Source organism: Streptomyces sp. NPDC003032, from assembly GCF_053591415.1.
This window is the reverse complement of the sequence record NZ_JBSFTT010000003.1, coordinates 183,178-208,794: the sequence shown is the minus strand read 5'-3', so window position 1 is coordinate 208,794 and position 25,617 is coordinate 183,178. Positions and strand designations below refer to the sequence as shown.

18 protein-coding genes are annotated in these 25,617 nt (G+C 72.8%); 11 read left to right on the top strand and 7 right to left on the bottom strand.

Going from position 1 to position 25,617, the window contains the following annotated elements:
• The first annotated feature begins 1 nt into the window (after position 1).
• Genes ACWDZ7_RS05495 through ACWDZ7_RS05485 form a run of 3 tightly spaced genes read left to right on the top strand, consistent with a single transcriptional unit; the run spans position 2 to position 4,697 of the window.
• Positions 2 to 4,006, top strand: a complete 4,005-nt coding sequence (locus ACWDZ7_RS05495; protein ID WP_451795064.1) for an SAV_2336 N-terminal domain-related protein — start codon at positions 2 to 4, stop codon at positions 4,004 to 4,006.
• Complete coding sequence (locus tag ACWDZ7_RS05490; RefSeq protein WP_451795063.1) at positions 4,003 to 4,176, top strand: hypothetical protein; 174 nt, start codon at positions 4,003 to 4,005, stop codon at positions 4,174 to 4,176. The genes ACWDZ7_RS05495 and ACWDZ7_RS05490 overlap by 4 nt, the downstream gene beginning before the upstream one ends.
• Positions 4,173 to 4,697, top strand: a complete 525-nt coding sequence (locus tag ACWDZ7_RS05485) for a radical SAM protein (RefSeq protein WP_451795062.1) — start codon at positions 4,173 to 4,175, stop codon at positions 4,695 to 4,697. The genes ACWDZ7_RS05490 and ACWDZ7_RS05485 overlap by 4 nt, the downstream gene beginning before the upstream one ends.
• A 153-nt stretch (positions 4,698 to 4,850) precedes the next feature.
• Here ACWDZ7_RS05485 and ACWDZ7_RS05480 read toward each other — a convergent pair whose 3' ends face one another.
• The 4 genes from ACWDZ7_RS05480 to ACWDZ7_RS05465 all read right to left on the bottom strand — a co-directional run bounded on the left by ACWDZ7_RS05480 (position 4,851) and on the right by ACWDZ7_RS05465 (position 11,555).
• Complete coding sequence (locus ACWDZ7_RS05480; protein ID WP_451795061.1) at positions 4,851 to 8,648, bottom strand: multifunctional oxoglutarate decarboxylase/oxoglutarate dehydrogenase thiamine pyrophosphate-binding subunit/dihydrolipoyllysine-residue succinyltransferase subunit; 3,798 nt, start codon at positions 8,646 to 8,648, stop codon at positions 4,851 to 4,853.
• Positions 8,649 to 8,924: 276 nt separating this feature from the next.
• Complete coding sequence (locus tag ACWDZ7_RS05475) at positions 8,925 to 10,022, bottom strand: sensor histidine kinase (RefSeq protein WP_451795060.1); 1,098 nt, start codon at positions 10,020 to 10,022, stop codon at positions 8,925 to 8,927.
• Positions 10,023 to 10,035: 13 nt separating this feature from the next.
• Entirely contained in the window at positions 10,036 to 10,776 is a 741-nt protein-coding gene (locus ACWDZ7_RS05470) for a response regulator transcription factor (RefSeq protein ID WP_451512757.1), read from the bottom strand.
• A gap of 65 nt (positions 10,777 to 10,841) precedes the next feature.
• Positions 10,842 to 11,555, bottom strand: coding sequence for a spermidine synthase (locus ACWDZ7_RS05465; RefSeq protein ID WP_451795058.1), 714 nt, complete (start codon positions 11,553 to 11,555; stop codon positions 10,842 to 10,844).
• 161 nt (positions 11,556 to 11,716) lie between these two features.
• Here ACWDZ7_RS05465 and ACWDZ7_RS05460 point away from each other — a divergent pair, with 161 nt between their 5' ends.
• Complete coding sequence (locus tag ACWDZ7_RS05460; protein WP_451795057.1) at positions 11,717 to 12,523, top strand: rhomboid-like protein; 807 nt, start codon at positions 11,717 to 11,719, stop codon at positions 12,521 to 12,523.
• A 96-nt stretch (positions 12,524 to 12,619) separates the two neighbouring features.
• The gene (gene lon / locus ACWDZ7_RS05455) at positions 12,620 to 15,055 is read left to right on the top strand and encodes an endopeptidase La (RefSeq protein ID WP_451795055.1); all 2,436 of its coding nucleotides are present in this window, start codon (positions 12,620 to 12,622) and stop codon (positions 15,053 to 15,055) included.
• A gap of 84 nt (positions 15,056 to 15,139) precedes the next feature.
• Here lon and ACWDZ7_RS05450 read toward each other — a convergent pair whose 3' ends face one another.
• On the bottom strand, positions 15,140 to 15,973 hold the full coding sequence (locus ACWDZ7_RS05450) for a lysozyme (protein WP_451795054.1): 834 nt from the start codon (positions 15,971 to 15,973) through the stop codon (positions 15,140 to 15,142).
• Positions 15,974 to 16,229: 256 nt separating this feature from the next.
• On the opposite strand from ACWDZ7_RS05450, the gene ACWDZ7_RS05445 reads away from it, so the two are divergent.
• Positions 16,230 to 16,718 carry a MarR family winged helix-turn-helix transcriptional regulator gene (locus ACWDZ7_RS05445; RefSeq protein ID WP_451795051.1) on the top strand — a complete coding sequence of 163 codons (489 nt, stop codon included), beginning with the start codon at positions 16,230 to 16,232 and terminating at the stop codon, positions 16,716 to 16,718.
• Between the two features lie 18 nt (positions 16,719 to 16,736).
• On the opposite strand, the gene ACWDZ7_RS05440 is transcribed toward ACWDZ7_RS05445, so the two are convergent.
• On the bottom strand, positions 16,737 to 17,582 hold the full coding sequence (locus tag ACWDZ7_RS05440) for a hypothetical protein (RefSeq protein WP_451795050.1): 846 nt from the start codon (positions 17,580 to 17,582) through the stop codon (positions 16,737 to 16,739).
• A gap of 763 nt (positions 17,583 to 18,345) precedes the next feature.
• Here ACWDZ7_RS05440 and ACWDZ7_RS05435 point away from each other — a divergent pair.
• From ACWDZ7_RS05435 to ACWDZ7_RS05415, 5 genes are read left to right on the top strand one after another with little or no spacing between them, the layout of a single operon-like run.
• Positions 18,346 to 21,510, top strand: coding sequence for a sensor histidine kinase (locus ACWDZ7_RS05435; RefSeq protein ID WP_451795048.1), 3,165 nt, complete (start codon positions 18,346 to 18,348; stop codon positions 21,508 to 21,510).
• A gap of 8 nt (positions 21,511 to 21,518) precedes the next feature.
• A complete protein-coding gene (locus tag ACWDZ7_RS05430; protein ID WP_451795046.1) occupies positions 21,519 to 22,070 on the top strand; it encodes a roadblock/LC7 domain-containing protein in 552 nt (183 codons plus the stop codon).
• Positions 22,067 to 22,504: a DUF742 domain-containing protein gene (locus tag ACWDZ7_RS05425; protein ID WP_451795044.1), complete on the top strand. Its 438-nt coding sequence runs from the start codon at positions 22,067 to 22,069 to the stop codon at positions 22,502 to 22,504. The genes ACWDZ7_RS05430 and ACWDZ7_RS05425 overlap by 4 nt, the downstream gene beginning before the upstream one ends.
• Positions 22,485 to 23,111 carry a GTP-binding protein gene (locus ACWDZ7_RS05420; RefSeq protein ID WP_451795042.1) on the top strand — a complete coding sequence of 209 codons (627 nt, stop codon included), beginning with the start codon at positions 22,485 to 22,487 and terminating at the stop codon, positions 23,109 to 23,111. The genes ACWDZ7_RS05425 and ACWDZ7_RS05420 overlap by 20 nt, the downstream gene beginning before the upstream one ends.
• Positions 23,112 to 23,137: 26 nt before the next feature.
• Positions 23,138 to 24,376 carry a styrene monooxygenase/indole monooxygenase family protein gene (locus ACWDZ7_RS05415; RefSeq protein WP_451795040.1) on the top strand — a complete coding sequence of 413 codons (1,239 nt, stop codon included), beginning with the start codon at positions 23,138 to 23,140 and terminating at the stop codon, positions 24,374 to 24,376.
• On the opposite strand, the gene ACWDZ7_RS05410 is transcribed toward ACWDZ7_RS05415, so the two are convergent.
• Positions 24,346 to 25,497, bottom strand: a complete 1,152-nt coding sequence (locus tag ACWDZ7_RS05410; protein WP_451795038.1) for an NlpC/P60 family protein — start codon at positions 25,495 to 25,497, stop codon at positions 24,346 to 24,348. The two genes, ACWDZ7_RS05415 and ACWDZ7_RS05410, sit on opposite strands and share 31 nt — an antisense overlap.
• Positions 25,498 to 25,617: the final 120 nt, after the last annotated feature.

Sequence of the window (25,617 nt, the reverse complement as noted above, 5' to 3'; positions counted from 1 at the left end):
CATGACTCCCGCCCCGGACCGTGCCGACGCCGTGAGCGACGCGCTCGCGGTGCTCGTCGCACGCCTGCGGGACGCGGAGCTGGCCCCGACCGTCCAGGAGCTGGCCGACTCCTTATGGCTCTCCTGGCAGGTCACGGCGTGCGGTGAGGGCGTCGAGGAACGGCCCGCCGCCGAACCGCCGAGGCCCACCGGCCCCGGCGGCGGCGCGCACGACGACGCCGGACGGCACCGGTCACCCGTCCCGCCCGCCCCCGCGCCCCGGGCGGCGCCCCGGGCGGTGCCCCGTGCCCGCCTGGTCGTGCCCGTCGAGGAGGGCGGCGGCTCCGAGCGGCGCGACGGCGTGCCCGTGCAGGTACCGGCCGCCGCGGTGCTGCCCGACCCGCTCGCCCTGCAGCGCGCCCTGCGGCCCCTTCAGCGCTACCGGCCGCCCGTGCGCCCCGTCCCGCGCGACCTCGACGAACAGGCCACGGCGGAGCGCGCGGCCGACACCGGCCTCGTGGTCCCCGTCCTGCGGCACGCCCGGCGGCGCGAGGCACGGCTCCTGCTCGTCATGGACCTGTCCACGTCGACGGTCGTGTGGGAGCAGGCGCTCGGCGAGCTGCGGCACGTGTGCGAGCGCGCGGGGGCCTTCCGCGAGGTGCAGGTGCAGTTCCTGCACGAGGGCGAGGACGGCCGCCCCGGGTACGCGGCCACGGTCCGCCCCGGCGCCGCCCTCCAGGACCCCGAACGCCTGAGCGACCCCACGGGCAGCAGGCTGACCCTGGTCCTGAGCGACTGCGCGGGCCCGATGTGGCGCAGCGGCCGGATGCAGCGGCTGCTGTACCGCTGGGGCTCGCTCGCGCCGGTCGCCGTGGTGCAGCCGCTGCCGCAGCGGATGTGGCGGCGTACGCATCTCCCGGCGCAGCGCGGCCATCTGCACCGGTGCGAAGGGCCCGCCGGGCGCCTGGAGTTCGAGCCCGCGAGCGGCGGCGCGGCGCGGCGGCGGGGCATTCCGGTGCCGGTGCTCGCGCTCCGCAGGTCGTCCGTCGAGGGCTGGGCCAAGCTGGTGTCGGGCGCCACCGGGCAGTCCCTGGAGGCGGCCGCCGGCCACGCCGAGGCCGGGCACGAGCCGTCCAGGGCGCCGGTGCGGGCCCGCCAGGAGGTCGGCGGGGCGGAGCGGGTGCGGGCGTTCCGGCGTACCGCGTCACCCGCCGCCTGGCAGCTCGCCGTGTACCTGTCGGCGGTGCCGACGATCCTGCCGGTGATGCAGCTGGTGCAGCGCGCCATGCTGGCGGGCAGCGGGCCCGAGGTCCTCGCGGAGGTGCTGCTCGGCGGGCTCCTCAAGCGCCGGGAGCGGGACGAGGACCCCGAGGTGCTCGGCTACCGGTTCCTGGAGGGCGTGGAGGAGGAACTGCTCGGGCACTTGGAGCGCGACGACGCGATGCTGCTCCAGAAGCACTGCTCGGACTACGTGGAGCGGCGGTTCGGGCGGAGCGTGCACAACTTCCCCGCCACGGCGGTGGCGCTGCTCGGCGACACGGGGGAGCCGGCGCCCGCCCCTTCCGGGGCCGACGCGGACCACCCCGGGCTGCGGGCCTTCGCCGAGGTCTCGGGGGAGGTGCTGCGGCGCTTCCTGCCGGGTACGCGTATGCCGGGGCGCGAGGCCGACGGGGATGACCCGGAGGCGCTGCGGGAGGCGGCCTCGGCGGCCCGTGAGCGGTACATGCGCGAGCGCCGGGCACGGGACCTGGACCGCGCGGTGGAGCTGCTGGAGACGGCGGCCGGACGGTGCGGCGGCGTGCTTCTCAACGGTGTCCTGACCGACCTCGGCGAGGCGCTGTTCCTGCGGTGGAGCGCTCGGCGCGGCGTGGCGGACCTGCGGGAGGCGTTGCGGGTCGCCGCCACGGTCGGGGAGCGGTCGGCGCGGGCGCGGCTGGTGTTCGGTACGACGCTCATGGCCATCGCCGAGGAAGTGGGGCGCTCCGGCACGGCGTCGGCCGTACTGCCGGACGCGATGCGGGCGCAGGCGGAGCGACTGGGCGGACAGGGGCCTCTCGCGGGTCTCTGGGCGGAGTACCTCCTCTTGAACAACGCGACGGACGTGCTCGTCCCCGTCAGGGCCCACGCGGGCGACGACGCCGAGCACCCGGGCTGGCCCGCGCAGCAGGCGCTGGCGGAGGTGTTCGGGCACCTCGCGGTGGTGGCGGCGCGGCTGGTGGAGGGCGGCGTCGAGGTGGCGGGCCCGCACACGGGCGTACGGGCGCAGAGCATCGGCGGCGCCTCGCGCGCATCCCGCGGTGGTGCCACGGCCGCGTACTCGCGGGACGGGCTGAACAAGCCCGTGGACGCCCAGCTGGTGTGGCGGTTCACACGTGAGGCCGGTGACCGCCTCGCCGAGCAGCGCCGCAGGGACCGCGAGATGGGCGTCCCCTCGATGTCGTCCGAGGACGAGCGGCAGTACGCGCGCGCCGTCATCGCGCAGCTCCTGGAGGAGCACGCGCGCGCGGAGTCCGCCGCCGGGCGCACGCCCTTCGACGAGGCGACCGACAGGCGGTACGCGGACGTTGCGCACGCGGCGCTGTTCGAGCGCGGCACGGCGGACGGGGCCGGGGAACCGTCCGGCACGTTCGCGGAGGTGGCGGCCAGGGGATCGGTGGCGGCCAGGGAGCCGGCCGTGGACCTCACGGCCGGCGCCGACGACTACAGCGCGCCCGAAGGCCCCGGCCCGCGCGCGGGCCGCCTCGACCTGGGGGACGCGGCCTTCTACGGCACCATGCTCGGGCGGGCCCGCCCCGACACCGAACAGCGCGCCGCACGGGACCAGCACCACGCGCCGGACAGCGACGGCAACGACAACCCGGGCGAGGACGGCCACCCGTATGCCCCCCACACCGAAGCCCCCCGCCCGCAAGACGTCTACGTCGACTTCATGCGCCGCGCCATCAGCACCACCGGAGTCCTCACCCTCGGCCCCGACCAGGCGGGCGGCCACCTCCTGCGCGGCAGGCTGCGCAAGAGGCTCGCGCGGCACTACAGCGGGAGCGGCGAGATCCCCAGGGACGACCTGGGAGGCCGCTCCGTGCCGGACGCGAGCGGCGTCGCCCTCGACGCCTGCGACGACCTCCGGGTGGCCCTGGCGCACGACGGCTTCGACGCGGCCGAGCGGACCCGCGCCTGGCTCGACCTCGCCGACGCCCTCCAGCTCGCCCGCGCCGACGACCCCGACGAGGGCGGACAGCGGCTGATCTTCGCCGCCGTGGACGAGGCCCTGGCGGCGGCCGACGGCGACCACGACCTGATCCTGGAGTGCCACGCGCGCGGCGCGGACGTGCACTGGGCGCGGTACGTCAGCTCGGGCCGCGACGAGTACCTCCAACTGGCCGTCGAGCGCTGGGAGATGGCCCTCCCGCTGGCCCCCCGCGACGACCCGGCCAGGGCCCGCCTGCTGTACCGCCTGGGCGCCGCCCTCGCCCGGCGCGGCGCCGGCACCCGCTCGGCGGCCGACACCGACGCGGCCGTACGCCATCTGCGCGAGGCCGTCGAGGCGACCCCGACGGCCGACCCGGAGCGCGACGAGCGGCGCATGCACCTGGCCGACGCCTACGTCGCCCGCTTCGAGGTGCAGGAGGTCCTCGCCGACCTGTACGAGGCCGACTGGCTGATCGGCGCGGTGGCCCGCTCCCTCGCCGACCCGCACCTCGCCGCGTACAGCTGGCTGCGGCGCGGCGAGGTCGCGGCGCGCCTCGCCGTACGCACCGACGCCCTCGCCCAGCTGCGCCGCGCCGACGAGTACTACCGCCGCGCCGCCGAGGCCGCCGATGAGGCGGGCGACGCCGACCTCGCCGCCGAGGCGCACCACTCGCGCGGCGAGACGCTGGAGCAGCTGGAGGAGCCCGATCTGGCCGCCGTCGAGTACCGCGAGGCCCTGCGCCGCCTCCCCGGACCTCCGCCCGCCGCGGTCGCCGTACGGGCCGAAGAGCTGCGCGCCGCCCTCGCCCGTCTGGAGTCCCGCCCGGGCGGGGCGTGAGCACCGCCGCCGCCGAGAGCGGCATACCCCTGCCCGAGCTGCCGCCCCTCGCCGCCCTCGCGCCCCACGCGGACCGCGCCGGCCATCCCGTCTACGCCGCGCTGCTCGCCGATCTCGTCGAAGCCGCGTACGAGGGTCCTGTCGTCGCCCAGTACGAGGACGCCCCGTGAGCCACCCCGTCCGGCCGCACGCCACCCTGGACCCGGCCGCCCACCGGCCCGTCCCCTTCCGCCAGTTCGTCCTCAAGGTCCACGGCCGCTGCAACCTGGACTGCTCGTACTGCTACGTCTACCGCTCCCCGGACGCCAGCTGGCGCGAGCGCCCCGCCCGTGCCGACACCACCGTCATGCGCCGCACCGCCGCCCGCGTCGCCGAACACGTCACCCGGCACCGGCTGCCCCGGATACGGATCGAACCGCACGGCGGCGAACCGCTGCTGACCGGCCCCGACGCCGCCATCGCGTACGCCCGTGAGGTCAGGGACGCCGTGCCCGCCGACTGCCGGGTGACCGCGACCGTCCAGACCAACGGCACCCTGCTCACCGGGGGCGCCCGGGCACGTACGCCGGAATCCTCTGCACCATCGACCTCGCCGCCGACCCGGTCGACGTGTACGAGTCACTGCTCGTCCTGGGCCCGCCCGGCGTCGACTTCCTGCTGCCGCACGGCAATTGGGCCGCCCCGCGGCTGACCTCGGGGGGTCGCACGGCCTCACCCGCGACCTGAGGGCCGGGCTCGCCCTGGACTTCGAGCCCCACCCGATCCGAGGCGCGTACGCCGGTGGGCCCGGCCCCGAGCGGCAAGCACTCGGGGCCGGGCCCACCGTTCGCAGGACCGCTGAGGCCTAGGCCTCGAAGACCTCGCTCAGGAGCTGCTCCTGCTCCTGCTCGTGGCGCTTCTTCGAACCGACCGCAGGGGACGAGCCGTGCGGGCGCGAGATGCGCCGCAGACGCTCGCCGTGCGGGATGTCCGCGCCGACCGCCAGGTCCAGGTGGTCGATGAGGTTGAGGGCGATGAAGGGCCACGCCCCCTGGTTCGCCGGCTCCTCCTGCGCCCACAGGTACTTCTCGGCGTTCGGGAACTTGGAGATCTCCTCCTGGAGCTCCGCGCCCGGCAGCGGGTACAGGCGCTCGATGCGGATGATCGCCGTGTCCGTGACACCGCGCTTCTGCCGCTCGGCCTCCAGCTCGTAGTAGAGCTTGCCCGCGCAGAAGACGACCTTGCGGACCGCGTTCGGGTCCACGGTTGCGTCGCCGATGACGGGGCGGAAGCCGCCCGTCGTGAACTCCTCCGTCTTGGACGCGGCGGCCTTCAGGCGCAGCATCCACTTCGGAGTGAAGACCACCAGCGGCTTGTGGTGCGGGTTGTGCACCTGCCACCGCAGGAGGTGGAAGTAGTTCGACGGGAGGGTCGGCATCGCGACCGTCATGTTGTTCTGCGCGCACAGCTGGAGGAAGCGCTCCGGGCGGGCGGACGAGTGGTCCGGGCCCTGGCCCTCGTAGCCGTGCGGCAGGAGCAGGGTGACACCGGAGGTCTGGCCCCACTTCTGCTCCGCCGAGGAGATGAACTCGTCGACGACGGTCTGCGCGCCGTTGACGAAGTCACCGAACTGGGCCTCCCACATCACGAGGGACTCGGGACGGGCCAGCGAGTAGCCGTACTCGAAGCCCATCGCCGCGTACTCCGACAGGAGCGAGTCGTAGGCGTTGAAGCGGGCCTGGTCCTCGGAGAGGTACAGCAGCGGCGTGTAGTCGTCGCCCGTCGCGCGGTCGATGAGGACCGCGTGGCGCTGGCCGAACGTGCCGCGGCGCGAGTCCTGGCCCGCGAGGCGCACCGGGGTGCCCTCGAGGAGCAGGGAGCCGAGGGCGAGCGTCTCGCCCATGCCCCAGTCGATCGTGCCGTCCTCGACCATGGCCGCGCGGCGCTGCAGCTGCGGCAGCAGACGCGGGTGCACGGTGACGCGGTCGGGGATGTTGACCTGGGACTCGGCGATGCGCTTGACGACCTCCTGGGAGATCGCGGTGTTCACCGTGACGGGGAACTCGGCCTCCGGGCCCGGGACCTCCACCGGCGAGGGCTGCGAGGTGGCCTCGCGGACCTCCGTGAAGACCTTCTCCAGCTGGCCCTGGTAGTCCTGGAGCGCCTGCTCGGCCTCTTCCAGGGTGATGTCGCCGCGACCGATGAGGGACTCGGTGTAGAGCTTGCGCACCGAGCGCTTCTTGTCGATCAGGTCGTACATCAGCGGCTGGGTGAACGCCGGGTTGTCCGACTCGTTGTGCCCGCGGCGGCGGTAGCAGATGAGGTCGATCACGACGTCCTTGTTGAACGCCTGACGGAACTCGAAGGCGAGCCGCGCCACGCGGACGACGGCCTCGGGGTCGTCGCCGTTCACGTGGAAGATCGGCGCCTCGATCATCCGCGCCACGTCCGTCGAGTACATCGACGAGCGGGACGACTCCGGGGCGGCGGTGAAGCCGACCTGGTTGTTGATGACGACGTGGACGGTGCCGCCGGTGCGGTAGCCCCGCAGCTGCGACATGTTCAGCGTCTCCGCGACCACGCCCTGGCCCGCGAAGGCCGCGTCGCCGTGGAGGGCGACGGGCAGGACCGTGAAGTCCGTGCCGCCCTTGTTGATGATGTCCTGCTTGGCGCGGACGATGCCTTCCAGGACCGGGTCGACCGCCTCCAGGTGGGAGGGGTTGGCGGCCAGCGAGACCTTGATCTGCTCGCCGTCCAGGCCGGTGAAGGTGCCCTCGGCGCCCAGGTGGTACTTCACGTCGCCGGAGCCGTGCATCGACTTCGGGTCGAGGTTGCCCTCGAACTCGCGGAAGATCTGCGCGTACGACTTGCCGACGATGTTCGCCAGGACGTTCAGCCGGCCGCGGTGGGCCATGCCGATGACGACCTCGTCCAGGCGCGACTCGGCGGCGGAGTCGATGACCGCGTCGAGCAGCGGGATGACGGACTCGCCGCCCTCCAGGGAGAAGCGCTTCTGACCGACGTACTTGGTCTGGAGGAACGTCTCGAACGCCTCGGCGGCGTTCAGACGGCGCAGGATGCGCAGCTGCTCCTCGCGCTCCGGCTTGGTGGCGTGCTGGCGCTCGATGCGGTCCTGGAGCCACCTGCGCTGCTTCGGGTCCTGGATGTGCATGAACTCGACGCCGGTGGTGCGGCAGTACGAGTCGCGCAGCACGCCGAGGACGTCGCGCAGCTTCATCATCGACTTGCCGGCGAAGCCGCCGACCGCGAACTCCCGCTCCAGGTCCCACAGGGTGAGGCCGTGCTCGGTGATGTCCAGGTCGGGGTGCTTGCGCTGCTTGTACTCCAGCGGGTCCGTGTCGGCCATGACGTGGCCGCGCACCCGGTAGGAGTGGATCAGCTCGAAGACGCGGGCGGCCTTCGTGACGTCGTCGTCGTGCGAGGCGTCGATGTCCTTGAGCCAGCGGACCGGCTCGTAGGGGATGCGCAGCGCCTCGAAGATCTCGTCGTAGAAGTCCTGCTCGCCGAGGAGGAGGTTGGCGACGATCCGCAGGAACTCGCCGGAGGCGGCGCCCTGGATGACCCGGTGGTCGTAGGTCGACGTGAGCGTCATGACCTTCGAGATGCCGAGCTTGTTCAGGGTGTCCTGGGAGGTGCCCTGGAACTCCGCGGGGTAGTCCATCGAGCCGACGCCCATGATGACCGACTGGCCGGGCATCAGACGCGGCACGGAGTGGACGGTGCCGAGGCCGCCGGGGTTGGTCAGGGAGACCGTGACGCCGGTGAAGTCGTCCATGCCGAGCTTGCCGTCGCGGGCGCGGCGGACGATGTCCTCGTAGGCCTGCCAGAACTCGAAGAAGTTCATGGTCTCGGCCTTCTTGATGCCCGCGACGACCAGCTGGCGGTCGCCGTTGGGCTTCACCAGGTCGATGGCGAGGCCGAAGTTGATGTGCTCCGGCTTGACCAGCGTCGGCTTGCCGTCCTTCTCCACGAAGGAGTAGTTCATCGACGGCATGGCCTTGATGGCCTGCACCATCGCGTACCCGATCAGGTGCGTGAAGGAGATCTTCCCGCCGCGGGCGCGCTTGAGGTGGTTGTTGATGACGATGCGGTTGTCGAAGAGCAGCTTCACCGGGACCGCGCGGACCGACGTCGCCGTCGGGACCTCGATCGAGGCGTTCATGTTCTTGGCGACAGCGGCGGAGGGGCCGCGCAGCGTCACGTACTCCGGACCGGCCGGGGCCTCCTTCGCGGGCTCCGCCTTGGTGGCGGCGGGCTTCGCGGTGGCCGGCTTGGCCGCGGCGGGCTTCGCCGCGGCGGGAGCGGCCTGCGGCGCGGCGGCGCTCGCGGCCGGGGCGGCCGGAGCCTGCGGCGCGGCGGGAGCCGGTGCGGCGGGCGTGGCGGGAGTGCTGGGGGACGCGGCCCCCGCGGCCGCGTCACCCGCCGGCTTCGCCGGGGCGGCGGCTACGGAAGCGCCCACCCCTGGCTTGTAGTCGGCGAAGAAGTCCCACCAGGCTCGGTCGACCGAATTCGGGTCCTGGAGGTACTGCTGATAGATCTCGTCGACGAGCCACTCGTTGGGACCGAAGGCTGCGGCAGGGTCCTTGCCCTGCCCGTCTTGGTCGGTCGAGATGCTCGAGTTACTGGGGGACTGTGGCGACACGGCGGTAACCGCCCTCTTCCGCTTCACAAGGTGATGGACAGCGGAAATAAAGGCTACGCCTCCATCGGCGCGAGGTGCAGGCCGGGCCCGTCATCCGTCGCGTAAGTCACACTGGGCCGGGGGTTTCGGGGGTGTAAATGGCGGGAAACAAGCGAGGTTCCGCAACGCGAGATGGCCGCGCGGGTACGTCTACGGGACGTTTACGCGCGGCGGCGGTCCCCGAGTGCCCAGGAGAGCGGCCGGAGAATCGCTTCCGCTTCGAACCCTACGTCAACTTCACGCCTCGGACAGGCCCGGAAGAGTGACCTGGATGCGGCAGCCGCGAGGGGATTCGGCCACCCCGATGTGGCCGCCGTGCAGATCGACCGCCCAGCGCGCGATGGCGAGGCCGAGGCCGGTGCCGCCGTCGTTGCCCGAGTTCTTGGCGGGGGCTCCGGCGTGGCTGCCGCGGTTGAAGCGCTCGAAGACGCGGTGCCACTCCGACTCCGGGATGCCGGGGCCCTCGTCGAGCACCTCCAGGTCCAGGGACTCGGGGTAGGGGCCGCGCCGGGCCCGCACCGTCACCCTGCCGTGCGGCGGGCTGTGCTTGACCGCGTTGTCGATGAGGTTCGCCACGACCTGGTGCAGGCGCTCCGCGTCCGCGTGGGCGGTCAGCTCCGGGGGCGATACGTCCAGGTGGAGATGGACGTCCGTACGCGTGTGGCTGCCGGAGCCCGAGGCGATGCCCGCGCGCGCGGAGGCGACCATGTTGGCCTCCTTCAGTACGCCCGACAGATACGGCCAGACCTCGAAGCGGCGGGCCTTGAGCGGCACGACGCCGTTGTCGAGCCGGGAGAGGTCGAGGAGCGTCTCGACGAGCCGCCCCAGGCGCTCGGTCTGCTTCAGGGCGGTGCGCATCGTCTCGGGGTCGGCCGCCGAGACACCGTCGACGACGTTCTCCAGGACCGCGCGCAGGGCGGCGATGGGGGTGCGCAGCTCGTGGCTGACGTTGGCGACGAGCTCCTTGCGCTGGGTGTCCTGGGCCTCCAGGTCGTCGGCCATGGCGTTGATCGTGGTGGCCACGTCGCCCAGCTCGTCGCGCCGGTCGGCGCCGCGCACCCGGCGTGTGTAGTCGCCGTGGCTGACGGCGCGGGCCACCGCGTTCATCTCGTCGAGCGGCGCCGTGAGGCTGTGCGCCACGAACTGCGTGATGAGCAGCGTGGCGATCACCGAGAAGACGGTGATGAAGCGCAGCTCGGTCTCGGTCTTCATGGCGACGAGGAGCAGCCCCGTGGTGATGAAGACGGAGACGACCACGAGGGCGCCGAGCTTGGTCTTGATGGAGAACGGCCGCAACCCCTGAAAAGACCCGAAAGGCCCGAATGGCCCGCTCATGGCAGGACCGGCCTCACGGTGTCGGGGTTTCGAGGGCGTATCCCACGCCGTGCACCGTCCGGATCCGCTCGGCGCCGATCTTCCGGCGCAGCGCCTTGATGTGGCTGTCCACGGTCCGGGTGCCGGACGCGTCGGCCCAGTCCCAGACCTCCGCGAGCAGCTGCTCGCGGGAGAGGACGGCGCGCGGGGTGTTGGCCAGACAGACCAGGAGGTCGAACTCCGTGGGCGTCAGGTGGACGTCCTCGCTGCGCACGCGCACACGCCGCTGGGCGTGGTCGATCTCCAGCTCGCCCAGGCGCAGGATGCCGCTGCGGGGGGTGGTCGCGGCGAGCGCGGCCCGCTCGACCCTGCGCAGCAGGACGTGCACGCGGGCCGCCAGCTCCCGCATGGAGAACGGCTTGGTCATGTAGTCGTCCGCGCCGACACCGAGTCCGACCAGCATGTCCGTCTCGTCGTCACGCGCCGTGAGCATGAGGACCGGGACGGGGCGCTGGGCCTGGACCCGGCGGCACACCTCCAGGCCGTCGAAGCCCGGCAGCATGATGTCGAGAATCAGCAGGTCGGGCTGCCAGGCCTGAGCCGTGTCGACCGCCGAAGGGCCGTCCCCGGCCGTTTGCACAACAAAACCCTCGGCACGCAGCCGGGCGGCGATGGCGTCGACGATCGTCGGGTCGTCCTCGACCACCAGGACCCGGCGCTGGGCGCCCGGTGTCGCCGCCGTGGCGCTGTTGTGGGAGGTGTGTGTCTGCTCCATCGCCCGCCCCTGACACTGATCGCTTGTGTTCGGTCAGCAGGGTACGGGTCGCGAAGGCACCTCGGCTACGCAGCCCTTACGCCGAGGTGCACCACGTCGGGGACGCCTCGGGCAACGGGGATCTCTTCCGTCCGTACCCTCTGGAATCCGGCATTCCGTAGAGCGTCGTCGAAAGCGGACGAGGGCTTGGCGGACCACACGGCGAGGACTCCGCCGGGGGTGAGGCGGGCTTTGCAGGAGGCCAGACCGGCAGGCGAGTAAAGGGAGTTGTTGCCCTCCGTCACCGTCCAGTCGGGCCCGTTGTCGATGTCGAGGCAGAGTGCGTCGTACGTCTCCGGCGGGCCGGAGAGCGGTTCCGCACCCCCCTCGACGCGCCCATTGATGTAGGTGACGAGGTCGGTGTGAAGAATTCGCGTACGCGGATCGGCGAGCGCCGCGGCGGACAGCTCGGCGAGCGGTCCGTGCCGGTGCCAGTCGATGATGGCGCCCTCCCGTTCGACGACGGTGACGCGCCCCCAGCGGGGGTCGGCGGCGGCGTGCGCGAGGGAGAACCCGACGCCGAGCCCGCCGATCAGCACGGCGGGCTCCGGGCGGCCGTCGAGGGCGTCCCGCGCCGCGTCGACGAGCAGCCGCTCGGAGCGGCCGTCGGAGGTGTCCATCAGGAAACAGCCGTTGGCGATGATCTGCAGCAGCTCACCGTGGCGCCGCAGTACGACCTCGCCGTACGGGCCCTCGCGCCGGTCCAGGACGACGGGGGCGGTGGTGGTGTGGGTGGGCATGGGGTCAGCGTATGAGCGGGGGCTCGGGGCCTGCCAGCCTGTGCGGCAACGCAGAAGTGACCCCTGAGGTTGCTGTGAATCGCGTCCCGCGTGGCGTCGGTCATAGACAGCACCCGAAAAGAGGGCAAAGGGTGGGGCGGGACGGAAGGAGCGCCTCACCCGTGAACCAGAGCGCCCAGCCCTCGGACACCGCGCCGGTCCCCCCTGAGCCGCCGCCGCCCCTGAACGCGCTCCCTCGCCAGCCGGCCCGCCGCCCGCGGCCCTTGGCACCCCTGGCCGCGGAAGCGACCGGCACGACCGGCACGACCGGTGGGCGCGAGGGACCCTGCGCTCCAGGGCCGCGCCTGCGGATCCGGCCCTGGCTGCTGCTGCCCGGCCCCAAGGGCACCCCCTTCACCTTCGGGTACGCGCTCGTCCTCGTCGCCACCTCTCTTCTCGCTCAGTACGCCGACCCTGACCTCGTCGACGCGCTGCTCCGCGGGTCCAGTACCGATGTCGCGCACCTCGTGCACAGCCCCGCCCTCGTGCTCGTCGCCAGCGCCCTGTGGATCGCGGGCGGTATCGCGTCGCCGTACGCGATCGGCTTCCTGCTGGTCCTCACCGCGCTGGAGCGCCGCATCGGGGGCCGGCGCACCGCCGGGGTCTTCCTGCTCGGGCACGTCGTCGCCACCCTCGCGACGGAGGTGCCGGTCGGCCTCTCGGTGCTCGCGGGGCATCTGCCCGACAGTTCGCTGCACCGCCTCGACTACGGCATCAGCTTCGGTGTGGCCGCCGGCGTCGGCGCGCTCGCGGGGCTGCTCACTCCCTGGCCGCGGTGGGCCGTGCTGGCCGGCTTCGGCTGGCTGCTGATCGAGGACCTGATCGAGTTCGCCGACCCGATGACGAACTGGGGCCACCTGCTGGCGCTCGCGGTCGGCGTCTCGACGTGGCCGCTGCTCGGGCGCGGGCGCCGGTCACGGGCGCCCTGACAGGTGATCGCTCAGAGCGAACAGCCCTTGGGGAACATCGCGGCACTCATAAGCATTGAGTCGGTACAGCTCAACTTGGATGCCGAAAGGGAGATCATGGCTACTGAGTCCACCTCGTACACTCCGCTCACTCTGCCTGTGCTGCCGCTCGACGACGAGGTGGTCCTGCCCGGCATGGTGGTCCCGTTCGACCTCTCCGACGCCGAGGTGCGCGCCGCGGTGGAGGCCGCGCAGGCCGCGGCCCGTTCCGAGGGCGACAGCAAGCCGAAGGTGCTGCTTGTTCCGCGCATCGACGGGACGTACGCCGCCACCGGCGTCCTCGGCACCGTCGAGCAGGTCGGGCGGCTCTCCGACGGCGATCCCGGCGCCCTCATCCGCGGCCGCGGCCGGGTGCGGATCGGCGCCGGTACGACCGGCCCCGGCGCGGCCCTCTGGGTCGAGGGGCAGAAGATCGACGACTCCGTGCCCGAACCGCTGCCGGGCGCCGTCACCGAGCTGGTCAAGGAGTACAAGGCCCTCGCCACCAGCTGGCTGAAGAAGCGCGGCGCCTGGCAGGTCGTCGACCGCGTCACGCAGATCGACGACGTCTCCGCGCTCGCCGACAACTCCGGCTACTCCCCCTTCCTCACCACCCAGCAGAAGATCGAACTCCTGGAGGCCGAGGACGCGGTCGCCCGCCTCAAGCTGGCCACCGCGCAGCTGCGCGAGCACCTCGCCGAGCAGGACGTCGCCGAGACGATCGCCAAGGACGTCCAGGAGGGCGTGGACAAGCAGCAGCGCGAGTTCCTGCTGCGGCGCCAGCTGGACGCCGTACGCAAGGAGCTGCGCGAGCTGAACGGCGACAGCAAGGACGCAGCCGAGGAGTCCGACGACTACCGCGCCCGCGTCGAGGCCGCCGACCTGCCCGAGAAGGTGCGCGAGGCCGCCCTCAAGGAGGTCGACAAGCTGGAGCGCGCGAGCGACCAGTCGCCCGAGGGCTCGTGGATCAGGACCTGGCTGGACACCGTTCTGGAACTGCCCTGGACCGAGCGGACCGAGGAGGCGTACGACATCCGCGGCGCGCAGGCCGTCCTGGACGCCGAGCACGCGGGCCTCGAAGACGTGAAGGAGCGCATCACCGAGTACCTCGCGGTGCGCAAGCGCCGCTCCGAGCGCGGCCTCGGCGTCGTCGGCGGCCGCCGCGGCGGCGCCGTGCTCGCCCTCGTCGGCCCGCCCGGCGTCGGCAAGACCTCGCTCGGCGAGTCCGTCGCGCACGCCATGGGACGCAAGTTCGTGCGGGTCGCGCTCGGCGGCGTACGCGATGAGGCGGAGATCCGCGGACACCGTCGTACGTACGTGGGGGCGCTGCCCGGACGGATCGTGCGGGCCATCAAGGAGGCCGGGTCCATGAACCCGGTCGTGCTCCTCGACGAGATCGACAAGGTGGGCTCGGACTTCCGGGGCGACCCGGCCGCCGCCCTCCTCGAAGTGCTCGACCCGGCGCAGAACCACACCTTCCGGGACCACTACCTGGAGGTGGAGCTGGACCTGAGCGACGTCGTCTTCCTGGCGACGGCGAACGTCCTCGAAGCCATCCCGGAGGCGCTGCTCGACCGCATGGAGCTGGTCCGGCTCGACGGCTACACCGAGGACGAGAAGGTCGTCATCGCCCGCGACCACCTGCTCCCGCGCCAGCTGGAGCGGGCGGGCCTGGAGAAGGACGAGGTGGTCCTCGACGAGAGCGCGCTGCGCAAGCTCGCCGGCGAGTACACGCGCGAAGCGGGCGTCCGCAACCTCGAACGCTCCGTCTCGCGGCTGCTCCGCAAGGTCGCGGCCCAGCACGAACTGGGCGAGCGGGAGCTGCCGTTCACCGTCACCGACGAGGACCTGCGGGGCCTGATCGGGCGGCCGCACCACGTGCCCGAGTCCGCCCAGGACCCGGCCGAGCGCCGCACCGCGGTGCCGGGCGTGGCCACCGGGCTCGCGGTCACCGGAGCCGGCGGCGACGTGCTGTTCGTGGAGGCGTCGCTCGCCGACCCGGAGACCGGCGCCACGGGGCTCACGCTCACCGGCCAGCTCGGTGACGTGATGAAGGAGTCGGCGCGGATCGCGCTGAGCTTCCTGCGCGCCCACGGCGCCGAGATGGAGCTGCCCGTCGGCGACCTGAAGGAGCGGGGCGTGCACGTCCACTTCCCGGCCGGCGCGGTCCCCAAGGACGGGCCGAGCGCGGGCGTCACCCTGACGACCGCCCTCGCCTCGCTGCTCAGCGGGCGTCAGGTGCGCACGGACGTGGCGATGACCGGTGAGATCTCGCTGACCGGCCGGGTCCTGCCGATCGGCGGCGTCAAGCAGAAGCTGCTCGCCGCGCACCGCGCCGGGATCACCACGGTGATCATCCCGAAGCGGAACGAGGCGGACCTGGACGACGTCCCGGCCGAGGTCCTGGAGAAGCTGGACGTGCACGCGGTCACGGATGTGCGCCAGGTGCTCGAACTGGCGCTCACCGAAGCCACCGCCACCGTGGCCGAGGTGAAGGCCCCGGTCGCGGCGTAACGGCAAGGGAACGGCGGCCGCCCTCGCACGGGGGCGGCCGCCGTTCGCGCACTCAGCCGTTCGCGTACTTATCCGTTGGCGCGCTTATCCGTTGGCGAGCGCCTGGACCCTGTCGTAGGCGCCGTTGAACTTGTTGTGGTCCCCGACCGTCGGCCCGGAAGAGGTGTACTGCCACATGGTGTGGAAGCCCCAGCCCGCCGGGAGCTCACCCGGGCTGGTGTCGTAGCGGGCGATCCACAGCGGGTTGCTCGCGCCGAAGCCGCCGTAGTTGCCGGTGCACTGCTTCCACCAGCTGGTGGCGGTGTAGATCACGGCGTCGCGGCCGGTGCGCGCCTTGTAGGTGTTCAGGAAGTCACGGATCCAGCTGACCATCGCGGACTGGGACTTGCCGAAGCAGGCCGCCCCGTAGGGGTTCCACTCGATGTCCAGCGCGCCCGGCAGCGTCTTGCCGTCGCGCGACCAGCCGCCGCCGTTGTCCACGAAGTAGTTGGCCTGGGCGGCGCCGCTCGTGGTGTCGGGTGTCGCGAAGTGGTAGGAGCCGCGGATCATGCCCACGTTGTACGAACCGTTGTACTGCTGGGCGAAGTAGGGGTTCTTGTAGTACGTGCCCTCGGTGGCCTTCACGTAGGCCCACTTCACTCCGCTGTTCCACAGGGTCGACCAGGCGACGTTGCCCTGGTGGCTGCTGACGTCGACGCCCTCGGTCTGGGTGGCGCCGCCGCCGCTGGGCAGGCCGCCCTGGCCGTCGTGCTCGATGACGCCCTGCCCGAGGCGGGCGGAGCCGCGCGGGGGGATGTCGTCCGCCTGGGCCGCCGTGGGGAGCGTCAGGAGGAGGGAGAGAGCGGAGAGTGCTGCGAGGAGAACCCCCGCCGGCGACAAGCGCGGGCGGCGGGCCGGTCCGGGTCTGTGCACGGGCATGCGTGCCTCCGAAGGCCTCGGTGGTGCTCTGGGGGGACCTTGCGACAGGTTCATGGTGTGAACATGTCACTTGAAAAGCTACGCACGTAGACCGCCACGAGGGAAGAGGTGCAGATGTCTGCCGTTGGTCCACTCCTGTGGCGGCGCCATCGGTGCGGCACCGCCTCGACCTTGCGAAATACTGGTCAGGCCGCTGGCGCCACGGCCGCGGCGCGAGAGCCTTCCGGCGATAACTTTCAGAATCGGAAAAAGGGACATGGGTGCTGCAGAAGAGGGCGTGAAGGTCGGGGCGCGCGGTGACGCCGAGCCAGGCGTGGACCGTGAGTTCCTCTCCCTGGAACGGGAGTTGTCCCTGCTGATGCGCCGCGCACGGGCCTCGTCCGGCGAGATGGCGCGCCAGGTCCACCCCGACCTGGAGCCCGCCGCGTACGGCCTGCTCGTCTGCCTGGACGACTCGGGCCCGCAGCGGGCCACCGACCTCGCCGCGTACATCGGGGTCGGCAAGGCGACGATGAGCCGCCAGCTGCGCGCCATGGAGGAGCTCGGCCTGGTCTCCCGCGAGCCCGACCCCGCGGACGGGCGCGCCTGGCTCATCCGGCTCACGCCCGACGGCCGCACCCGCTTCCGCACGGTGCGCGCCGCACGCCGCGCCCGGTACGTGCGTCAACTCCAGGGCTGGGACCGGACGGAGGTCGCCGAGCTGGCCCGGCTGCTCGGGCAGCTGAACGCGAGCGCGGACTCGTAGAGCGCGGGCGCGGGTGGGTCACAGCTCGACGTACACCACCGCCGCGTCGTCGTGCGGCTTGCCGCGCGGGAAGGCGAGGCCGGCGGGGTCGGTGAGCTCCAACTCCCGTACCCGGTCGAGGAGGTGCTGCGGGCCCTCCTTGCGCAGCAGCGCGAAGCACTCGGACCAGTCGCCCTCGCGGAACGTCTCGACCCACCGCGACGCCCCGTCGGTGAGCGCCGCCATCGCGGCGACGTCCGACCGCGCCGCCTCACCGGTGACCGCGCGCAGGGCGGCCGAGGGGTCCGCGGCGGCGGTGAAGAAGCCGTCCTCCGCGTTGCGCAGGGCCTCGACCGCCACTCCGTACGCGCGGCCGGCCACCTCCCGCTCGGCCGAGCCGCGCGGCAGGGCGCGCACCTGGTCGCGCAGGGCGCGTACGGCGGGCGGCAGTTCGGCCAGGCGCCGGTCGAGCACGGCCGTCACCCCGCCGCCGTGGTCCGTCATGAGCAGCGCCGAGTCGGACAGGACGAGGTGCTCGACGCGCTCGGTGTCCCACCGCACGAGCACCACTGTTGCCTGAGGGGTCCGTGGGTGAGAAAGGTCACAGGTTGAACTATGCGTGTCGGCGGTACGCGAGATGGCGGCCGCCAACACCTCAGGGAGCGTCATATCCCGCCGCGAAACGGACAGTTCGCCCAGGGCGCCGCCGAGTCGCGCGGTGAACCAAGGGACGGAATGCAGACAGCCCACCGATCCCTCGGGTGGTGTCACGCCGTCCAGGAGGACGAGCGATCCGCCCTGTCCGGACGCGGGAAGCGCGACCGACGCGTAGTCCTCGTTGGGGCGTGCGGGGTCTCCGGGCTCTGTGGCGAGTTCGATACGCATCCGGCCAGTCTGCACGAGGCCTTCACGGGGTCCGCCGGAAGCGGCGAAGGGTGGCGGGATTGGCCCGGACCAGCGGGCCACGCGCCGGAATTCGACCGGAATGATCGACTCCGGCGGGGTGTGGCGGCGCATCCTGCCAAAGCCGGTCGGCGACGTCCAACCGGCGCTCCGCGCATGCCGGGTGTCCCGTGCGCCGGGACTTGCTCGCCAACTCCCCGCCGATGTTCACTCCTTCGGGTGGCCGGGCAGGCGATGCGCGACCGCCACTCACCGGCACTGAAAGGGTCGGGAGCCGTACCGGGGGCGCGCTCGTGTTGACGGATCGTCACCCGGGCCCATGGGCAGACGAAAAACAGGAATGCGAGCACCGGTGCAGATGATGCGGCCTGGGCGCAAAGGCAAGCAGACGGCCCCGGAAGGGACCACGCCGGGCGCGACCACCCCGACCGAGCATGCGCCGGAGCGCGCCGCCACGGAGCCTGCGGCGCGGGTGGACGCGCCCACGGGGCGGGATGCCCCCACTACGCCTGAGCCATCCGCCGCGGCGCGGGCGGGGGCGGCGTCTGACGTGACGTCCCCTGGAGCGGCTGCGGCGGAGGCGACGCCGCTTGGGGCGTCCGCCGCCGGGGGAGCGACGCCTGGAGCGGCTGCGGGGCAATCGACATCGGCCGGAGCGCCTGCGGGTCAGGCGGCGCCGTCCGGGGTTCCTGCGGGGCAGGCCGCGTCGGCCGGGGCTTCCGCTGGGCAGGCCGCGTCGGCCGGGATGTCTGCTGGGCAAGCGGCGGCCCCCGAGGCTCCCGCCGGGCAGACCACAGCCACGGCCGCCGCCGGGGCCCCCGCCGGGCAGACCGCAGCCACAGCCGCCGCCGGGGGTTCCGCCAAGGCTGCCGCCACAGCCCCCGCCGGGGGTTCCGTCAAGGGTGCCGCCACAGCCGCCGCCGAGGTCCCCGCCGGGCAGACCGCAGCCACAGCCGCCGCCGGGGGTTCCGCCAAGGCCGTCGCCGCGGCTGCCGCCGGGGTCGGTAAGAAGCCCACCGCCCGTGTGCGCAATCGGCTGATCGTCGCCGTGGCGGTCGTGGCCGCCGCCGTCGCCGGAGCCGGTGCGCCCGCCATCGTCGCCGCCTCCGGGCGGCTGAACGACACGCAGAGCCTGGTCACCCTCGCCGAACACACCCAGCAGGCCGTCTCCCTCGGCCACTCCCTGGCCGACGAGCGCGACGAGGTCACCTCCTTCATCGCCGCGGGCCGCCCCCAGGGCAAGGGCCTCTCCGAGAGCCGCAGCGCCCGCGTCGACCGGCAGATCGACGAGCTGCGCGGCGCCGGCGCCCCCGCCGGGCTGCGCGGCGAGCTCGCCGACATCGCCGCCGTCCGCCGCGCCGCCCTCACCGGCAAGAGCACCGCCCTCGAAGCGCACGAGGCGTACACGAAGGTCATCGCCGAACTCCACGGCCTCACCCGCGACCTTGCCGAGCAGCTGCCGCCCGAGGCCAACAGGGGCGCCCTCGCCCTCGCCGACCTCGACCACGCCGTCGAGCAGGCCGCCGCCGCCCGCGGCCTCCTCCTCGCCTCCCTCGCCGTGCCCCGCGCCACCACCCCCGAGATCGACCCGGTCACCGGCCTCCCCGCCACCGGCACGGGCGCCTCCTCGCAGGACGCCGACGGCAAGCGGCGCGACGGGCTCAGCGCCGCCGCCCAGCAGGCCCACCTGCGCGAACTGACCGCGCTCGCCGACTTCCGCGACGCCGCGGGGGACTCCGCCCGCGCCACGTACGAGTCGACGGTCACGGGACCCGAGGTCACCGCCGCCGAGAAGCACCTGTCCAAGCTCACCGACCAGCCCACGCTCTCCACCGCCGAGCAGAACTACGACCGCAAGAAGCTCGACGCCGCGCTCTCCGCCCGCATCGAGACGATGCGCGGCGCCGAGTCCGCGCTCGGCGTCGACCGCACCAAGCAGCTCGCCCAGCTCCGCGACGACGACGTCACGGCGCTGGAGATCCGCGTCGCGCTCGTCGGCGCACTCCTGCTCGTCGCGGTCGGCGTCTCCATGGCGATGGCCCGCTCGCTGACCCGCCCGCTCGCCGTCCTGCGGCTCGGCTCCACCCGCCTGGCCACCGAGCCCGCGCCCCAGGAGCCGATCCGCTTCACGGGCCGCGACGACGAGTTCGCCCAGGTCGTACGCTCCGTCAACGCCCTGCACGGCCACGCCGCCGCCCTCACCGAGCGCCTGGCCACCCTCGAAACCGACCGCAAGCACCTCATCGGCAAGCGCCAGTCCATGGCCGACGAGCGCGAGGCCCTGCGCGCCGAACTCGCCGAGGCCTCCGCGCACCTGGAGCGCGTACGCCAGTCCATCCACGGCACCTTCGTCAACCTCGCCCTGCGCACTCTCGGCCTGGTCGAGCGCCAGCTCGCCGTCATCGAGAACCTGGAGGACCGCGAGCAGGACCCCGACCGGCTCGCCACGCTCTTCAAGCTCGACCACCTCGCCACGGTCATGCGCCGGCACAGCGAGAACCTGCTGGTCCTCGCGGGCGCCGAGCACGGCCACCAGCACCCCGGCCCGGTCCCGCTCGTAGACGTCGTGCGTGCCGCCGTCTCCGAGATCGAGCGGTACGAGCGGGTGCGCATCGCCACGCTGCCGCCGCACGCGCACATCGCGGGCTTCGCCGCGGACGACATCAGTCACCTCACCGCCGAACTCCTGGAGAACGCCACGTCGTTCTCGCCGCCGGACGCCTCCGTCGAGGTCTCCGGCTGGCTCCTGGAGAGCGGCGAGGTCATGCTCTCCGTCCAGGACGAGGGCATCGGCGTCACCCAGGACCGCATGCGCGAGCTCAACGCGCGCCTCGCGGACTTCGACCCCGACGACGCGTACGACCAGGAGAGCGGGGACGGCCTCGGGCTCGGCCTCTACGTCGTCGCGCGACTCGCGGCACGGCACGGCGCGCGGGTGCGGCTGCGGGACCAGAAGCAGGGCGGGGTCGCGGCGGTCGTGGTCCTGCCGAAGCCGATTCTGGCGGAGGCGCCTTCCGCGGCCGCGGTGGTCGGCCCGCCTCGGGGCGGTGAGCCCGTGACGCATCTGCCGGGCTCGGAGGCCGAGGCCAACTCGAACGTACTCCCGGGACGCGCGCCCGGCACCCCCGGCGAGGACCCGCTGATCGCGGCGGCCGAACGAACCCTGGAAACGGCCCTCCCGAAGCGGACGGGGACGCCCACGCCGACACCCGCCACTGAGCCCACCCCTGCCTCCGCGCCGGAGCCCCCAGCCGTGCGGGGCTGTGCGATGGAAGCCGGCCCGGGGTCCGCAGCCGAAGGTGTGCGGGAGTCTACGGCCGAGGGCGCGCCGGGTTCCGCAGCTGGAGGCGGGCGGGAGTTCGCGGCCGGAGCCGGGGAAGAGCCCGTAGCCGGAGTCGGGGAAGAGCCCGTAGCCGGAGCCGCGCCGGAATCCGGCCCCGAGCCGAAGGCCGGCTCCGTCCCGTCCCCGTCGTCCTCGGCCGAGACGACCATGGAGCTCATCGCCCCGCCCGCCCCGGAAGCGGAACCGAAGCCCGAGCGGAAGCCCGCGCCCGCAGTCGAGTCGGAGTCGGAGTCGGAGTCGAAGCCCGATACCGAGCAGCAGCCCGAGCCCGCCGCCGCGCCCGCGCCCCCCGCATGGGAGCGCGTCACCGACAAGGGGCTGCCCAAGCGCACTCCGAAGATCACCGCGCCCGCCTCCGCCGCGCCCAGGCCGCGCAGCGGTTCCGTGGACGCCGATGCGCTCCGCCGTCGGCTCGGCGGCTTCCATCAGGGGGCGCAGAGCGGGCGGCGGGACGTGGAGGCCGAGATCGCCGCCGGCGGGAAGCCCGCGGAGTCGTCGGAACGTAACGAAAAGAACGTAAAAGCCGCAGACGTAATGGGGGACTCAGTCGAGGAGGCAAGCAGTTGACTGCGCCCATGCGCACGCCCAGTTCTTCCGCCGCACCGGCCGCACCCGCCCCACCGGCCGGACCTGCCGGACCTGCCGGACCTGCCGCGCCCGCCACATACGGCCTGAGCAGTGAAGCCCGCAATCTGCACTGGCTGCTGACGAACCTCGTGGAGGAGGTGCCCGGGATCCTCTCCGTCGCGGTGGTCTCGTCCGACGGACTGCTGCTGCTCTCCTCCGATCCGGGGCGCAACGCCGAGCGACCCGCCGCGAACCCCACGGGCCCCAAGGGTTCCAGCGCCGATCTCGCCACCATCGTCTCCGGGCTCGGCTCCCTGACCATCGGCGCCGCCAAGCTGATGGACGGCGGACCGGTCAAGCAGACCGTGGTCGCGATGGAGGAGGGCAGCCTCTTCGTCATGTCGATCAGCGACGGCTCGCTGCTCGGCGTACACGGCACACCGGACTGCGACATGAGCGTCGTCGCGTACCACATGGCCCTCTTCGTCGGCCGCGCCGGGCACGTCCTCACCCCCGAACTCCGCAGCGAGCTGCGCAAGTCGATGGAGAGCGCCCGATGAGCAGCAGCAGCCGTAAGGCGAAGGCGGCCAAAGTGGCCAAGTTGCCTCAGCGGGGCGGCGATCGGAAGCCCGCTCGCGTACGCCCCTATTCGCTGACCGGCGGCCGGACCAGGTTCGGGCACGTCCTGCTCGTCGAGACCTTCGTGGCGAGCAACGCGGCGATCGAGGCCCCCGAGGAGCGCCTCGAACTGCCCAAGGGCACGCTCTCGACCCGCGTCATGCCGGAGATGCGGGCGATCGTCGAGATCTGCCGCCGCATGCGCACGATCGCGGAGATCGCGGCCCTCCTCAAGATGCCGCTCGGCGTGGTCCGCGTACTCATCAGCGACCTCGCCGACCAGGGAAAGATCCGCGTGTACGGAACGGGCCACGGCCCGGGTCAGCCCGACCGCGCACTGCTGGAAAGGGTGCTGAGTGGACTCCGCCGTCTCTGAACTCCTCGTCGAGGACGAGAACGAGGGTCAGTTGCAGGCCTGGCAGATGGACCGGTCGCGCGCCCCGATCGCCACGAAGATCGTGGTGGCGGGCGGCTTCGGCGTCGGCAAGACGACGCTGGTGACGGCCGTCTCCGAGATCACGCCCCTCCAGACGGAGGCGCTGATGACGCAGGCGAGCGCCGACACCGACGACCTGAGCGGCACCCCGGAGAAGACGACCACCACGGTCGCCATGGACTTCGGCCGCATCACGCTCGACGACGACCTGGTGCTGTACCTCTTCGGCACGCCCGGTCAGCAGCGCTTCTGGTTCATGTGGGACGACCTGGTGCGCGGCGCGATCGGCGCCGTCGTCCTCGCCGACACGCGCCGCCTGTCCGACTGCTTCCCGGCGCTCGACTACTTCGAGAGCTGCGGCCTGCCGTACATCGTGGCCGTCAACCACTTCGACGGCAGCGAGAGGTTCGAGGCGGCCGATGTGCGCGAGGCGCTGACGGTGCCGCCGCACATACCCGTGCTGATCATGGACGCCCGGCGTCGGATCTCGGTGATCGAGTCGCTGCTCGCCCTGGTCGGACACGCGCTCGACGTCACCCCTGAGTAAGAGCCCTGAGGAAAAGAAGGATCCGCATGCGGAAGATACTTGTCGTCGGAGCCGGACAGTCCGGTCTCCAGATCGCCCTCGGGCTCCAGGCGCAGGGGTACGAGGTCACCCTGATGTCCAACCGCACGGCGGACGAGATCCGCTCCGGGCGGGTCATGTCCACCCAGTGCATGTTCCACACCGCCCTCCAGCACGAGCGTGACATCCAGGTGAACTTCTGGGAGTCGCAGGCTCCGAGGATCGAGGGCCTCGGCGTCTCGGTTGCGGGCCCGGACTCCTCCCGCGTCATCGACTGGGTCGGCAAGCTCGACGGGTACGCCCAGTCCGTCGACCAGCGCGTGAAGATGGCGGGCTGGATGGACACGTTCGCGCAGCGCGGCGGCCAGCTGGTCATCCACGGCGCCGCGGTCTCCGACCTCGACTACTTCTCGCGCGCCTACGACCTGGTGCTCGTCTCGGCGGGCAAGGGCGAGCTGGTCTCGATGTTCGAGCGTGACGCGTCCCGCTCGCCGTTCACCGAGCCGCAGCGTGCCCTCTCGGTCGCGTACGTCCATGGCCTCGGCCCGCGACCGGAGCACCCCGAGTTCGACGCGGTGCGCTGCAACCTCGTACCCGGCGTCGGCGAGCTCTTCGTCATGCCGACCCTCACCCTCTCCGGCCGCGCGGACATCCTCTTCTGGGAAGGCGTCCCGGGCGGTCCCCTCGATGTCTTCCAGGGCATCAAGGACCCCTCGGAGCACCTGGCGCTGACGCTCGAACTCCTGGAGAAGTTCCTGCCCTGGGAGTACGCGCGCGCCACGAACGTCGAGCTGACCGACGCGGGCGGCACGCTCGCCGGGCGGTACGCGCCCACCGTCCGCAAGCCCGTCGGCCGGCTGCCCGGCGGCGGGCTCGTCCTCGGTGTGGCGGACGTCGTCGTCGCCAACGACCCGATCACCGGGCAGGGTTCCAACTCGGCGTCCAAGTGCGCCGCCTCGTACATCTCCTCCATCGTCGAGCACGGCGACCAGCCGTTCGACGAGGCGTGGATGCAGTCGGCCTTCGACCGCTACTGGGATACCGCGCAGTGGGTCACCAAGTGGACGAACGCGATGCTGGGCGCCCCGCCGGAGCACGTCCTGAACATCCTCGGCGCGGCGGGGCAGCTCCAGCCGGTGGCCGACCGCTTCGCCAACGGCTTCAACGACCCGGCCGACTTCGAGAACTTCTTCTACGACCCGGAGAAGGCCGCCGCCTACCTGGAGTCGGTCGCGCCCGGTGCCTGATCGCCGCTGTATCCCAGATCGCTGCCCGAGGTCGCTCCCGCGGGCAGCTTCGGCGGGGTGTAGCCGCGCATGGGGCGGCGCTCGGGGTCGGGCCGCACCGCGCCGAGGACCGGGTTGGCCGCGATGGGCGACACCTTGACCCTGGCGCCGGGGCGCGGCGCCTGGATGACCCTCCCCTCGCCCAGGTACATCGCCACATGCGTGGCCTTGGGGAAGTAGACGACCAGATCACCGGGCCGCATCTTCGACAGCGGGATGCGCCGCAGCCGGCCCCACTGTTCCTGGCTGGTCCGGGGGATCTCGCGGCCCGCGCGCGCCCAGGCCCGGGAGGTCAGCCCCGAGCAGTCGTACGCGTCGGGGCCCTCGGCGCCCCATTTGTAGGGCTTCCCGATCTGCCGCACCGCGAAGTCCAGGGCCGCGTCGCCCTGCCGTGACGGCGCCCGCGTGGCCTGGCTGCCGCTGAGCGCGCCGGACGCCAGGAACTCCCGCTGGGCCCTGGCCGCGCCCACGTCCTCCGCCTCCCGCAGCGCGTCCAGCTGCTCGGGGGTGAGCGCGGAGAGCAGCTCCTGGACCTCCTTGAGCTGTCCGCCGACCTCGTCGCGCTGCTCCTTGTGCCGTGCGGCCAGGGCGCTCTGCGCGGCCAGCGCCTTCTTCGCCGCGCCGGCCAGCTCGTCGGCCTTCCTCTCGCCGCCGGCCAGGCGCTCCACGGCGGCGGCGCGCCCGGCCGCCACCCGCTGGATGACGTGGCCCTGGTCGAGTGCGCGCTGCGGATCGCGGGCGAGCAGCAGACGTACGTAGGGGGACAGCTCGGTGGCGCCCTGGTACTGCTGGCGGGCGAGGCGGCCCGCGGCGCCCCGGCTGTCGCGCAGGGTGGCGCGCGCCTGCTCCAACTTGGTGGCGAGGTCCTCGGCCCTCGCGCGCTGCTCCTTCAGCCTCTCCTCGGTCGCGTTGTACGTCTCCGTGGCCTCCTCGGCCGACGTGTACAGCCGCTGAAGGTCCGTCAGCAGCTGGGCCACGGAGCGCTCCCCGGGGCCTGGTGCCGCCTGGGCCGGGGGAGCGGCTGTGCACAGGGCGCCTAGGGCGGCCCCTGTGCAGGCCCAGCGCAGCAGCCGTTCTGACACGTCATCACCTCCGGTGTGCGGAGGGCCCTCCTCCGCGCACCGTGAGCGTCGGGTCGGGGCGCCGGGTCCGCCTCCCGGCGGGGGGCGGTCGGCGCAACCCGATCACTCGTTCAGGGCTCG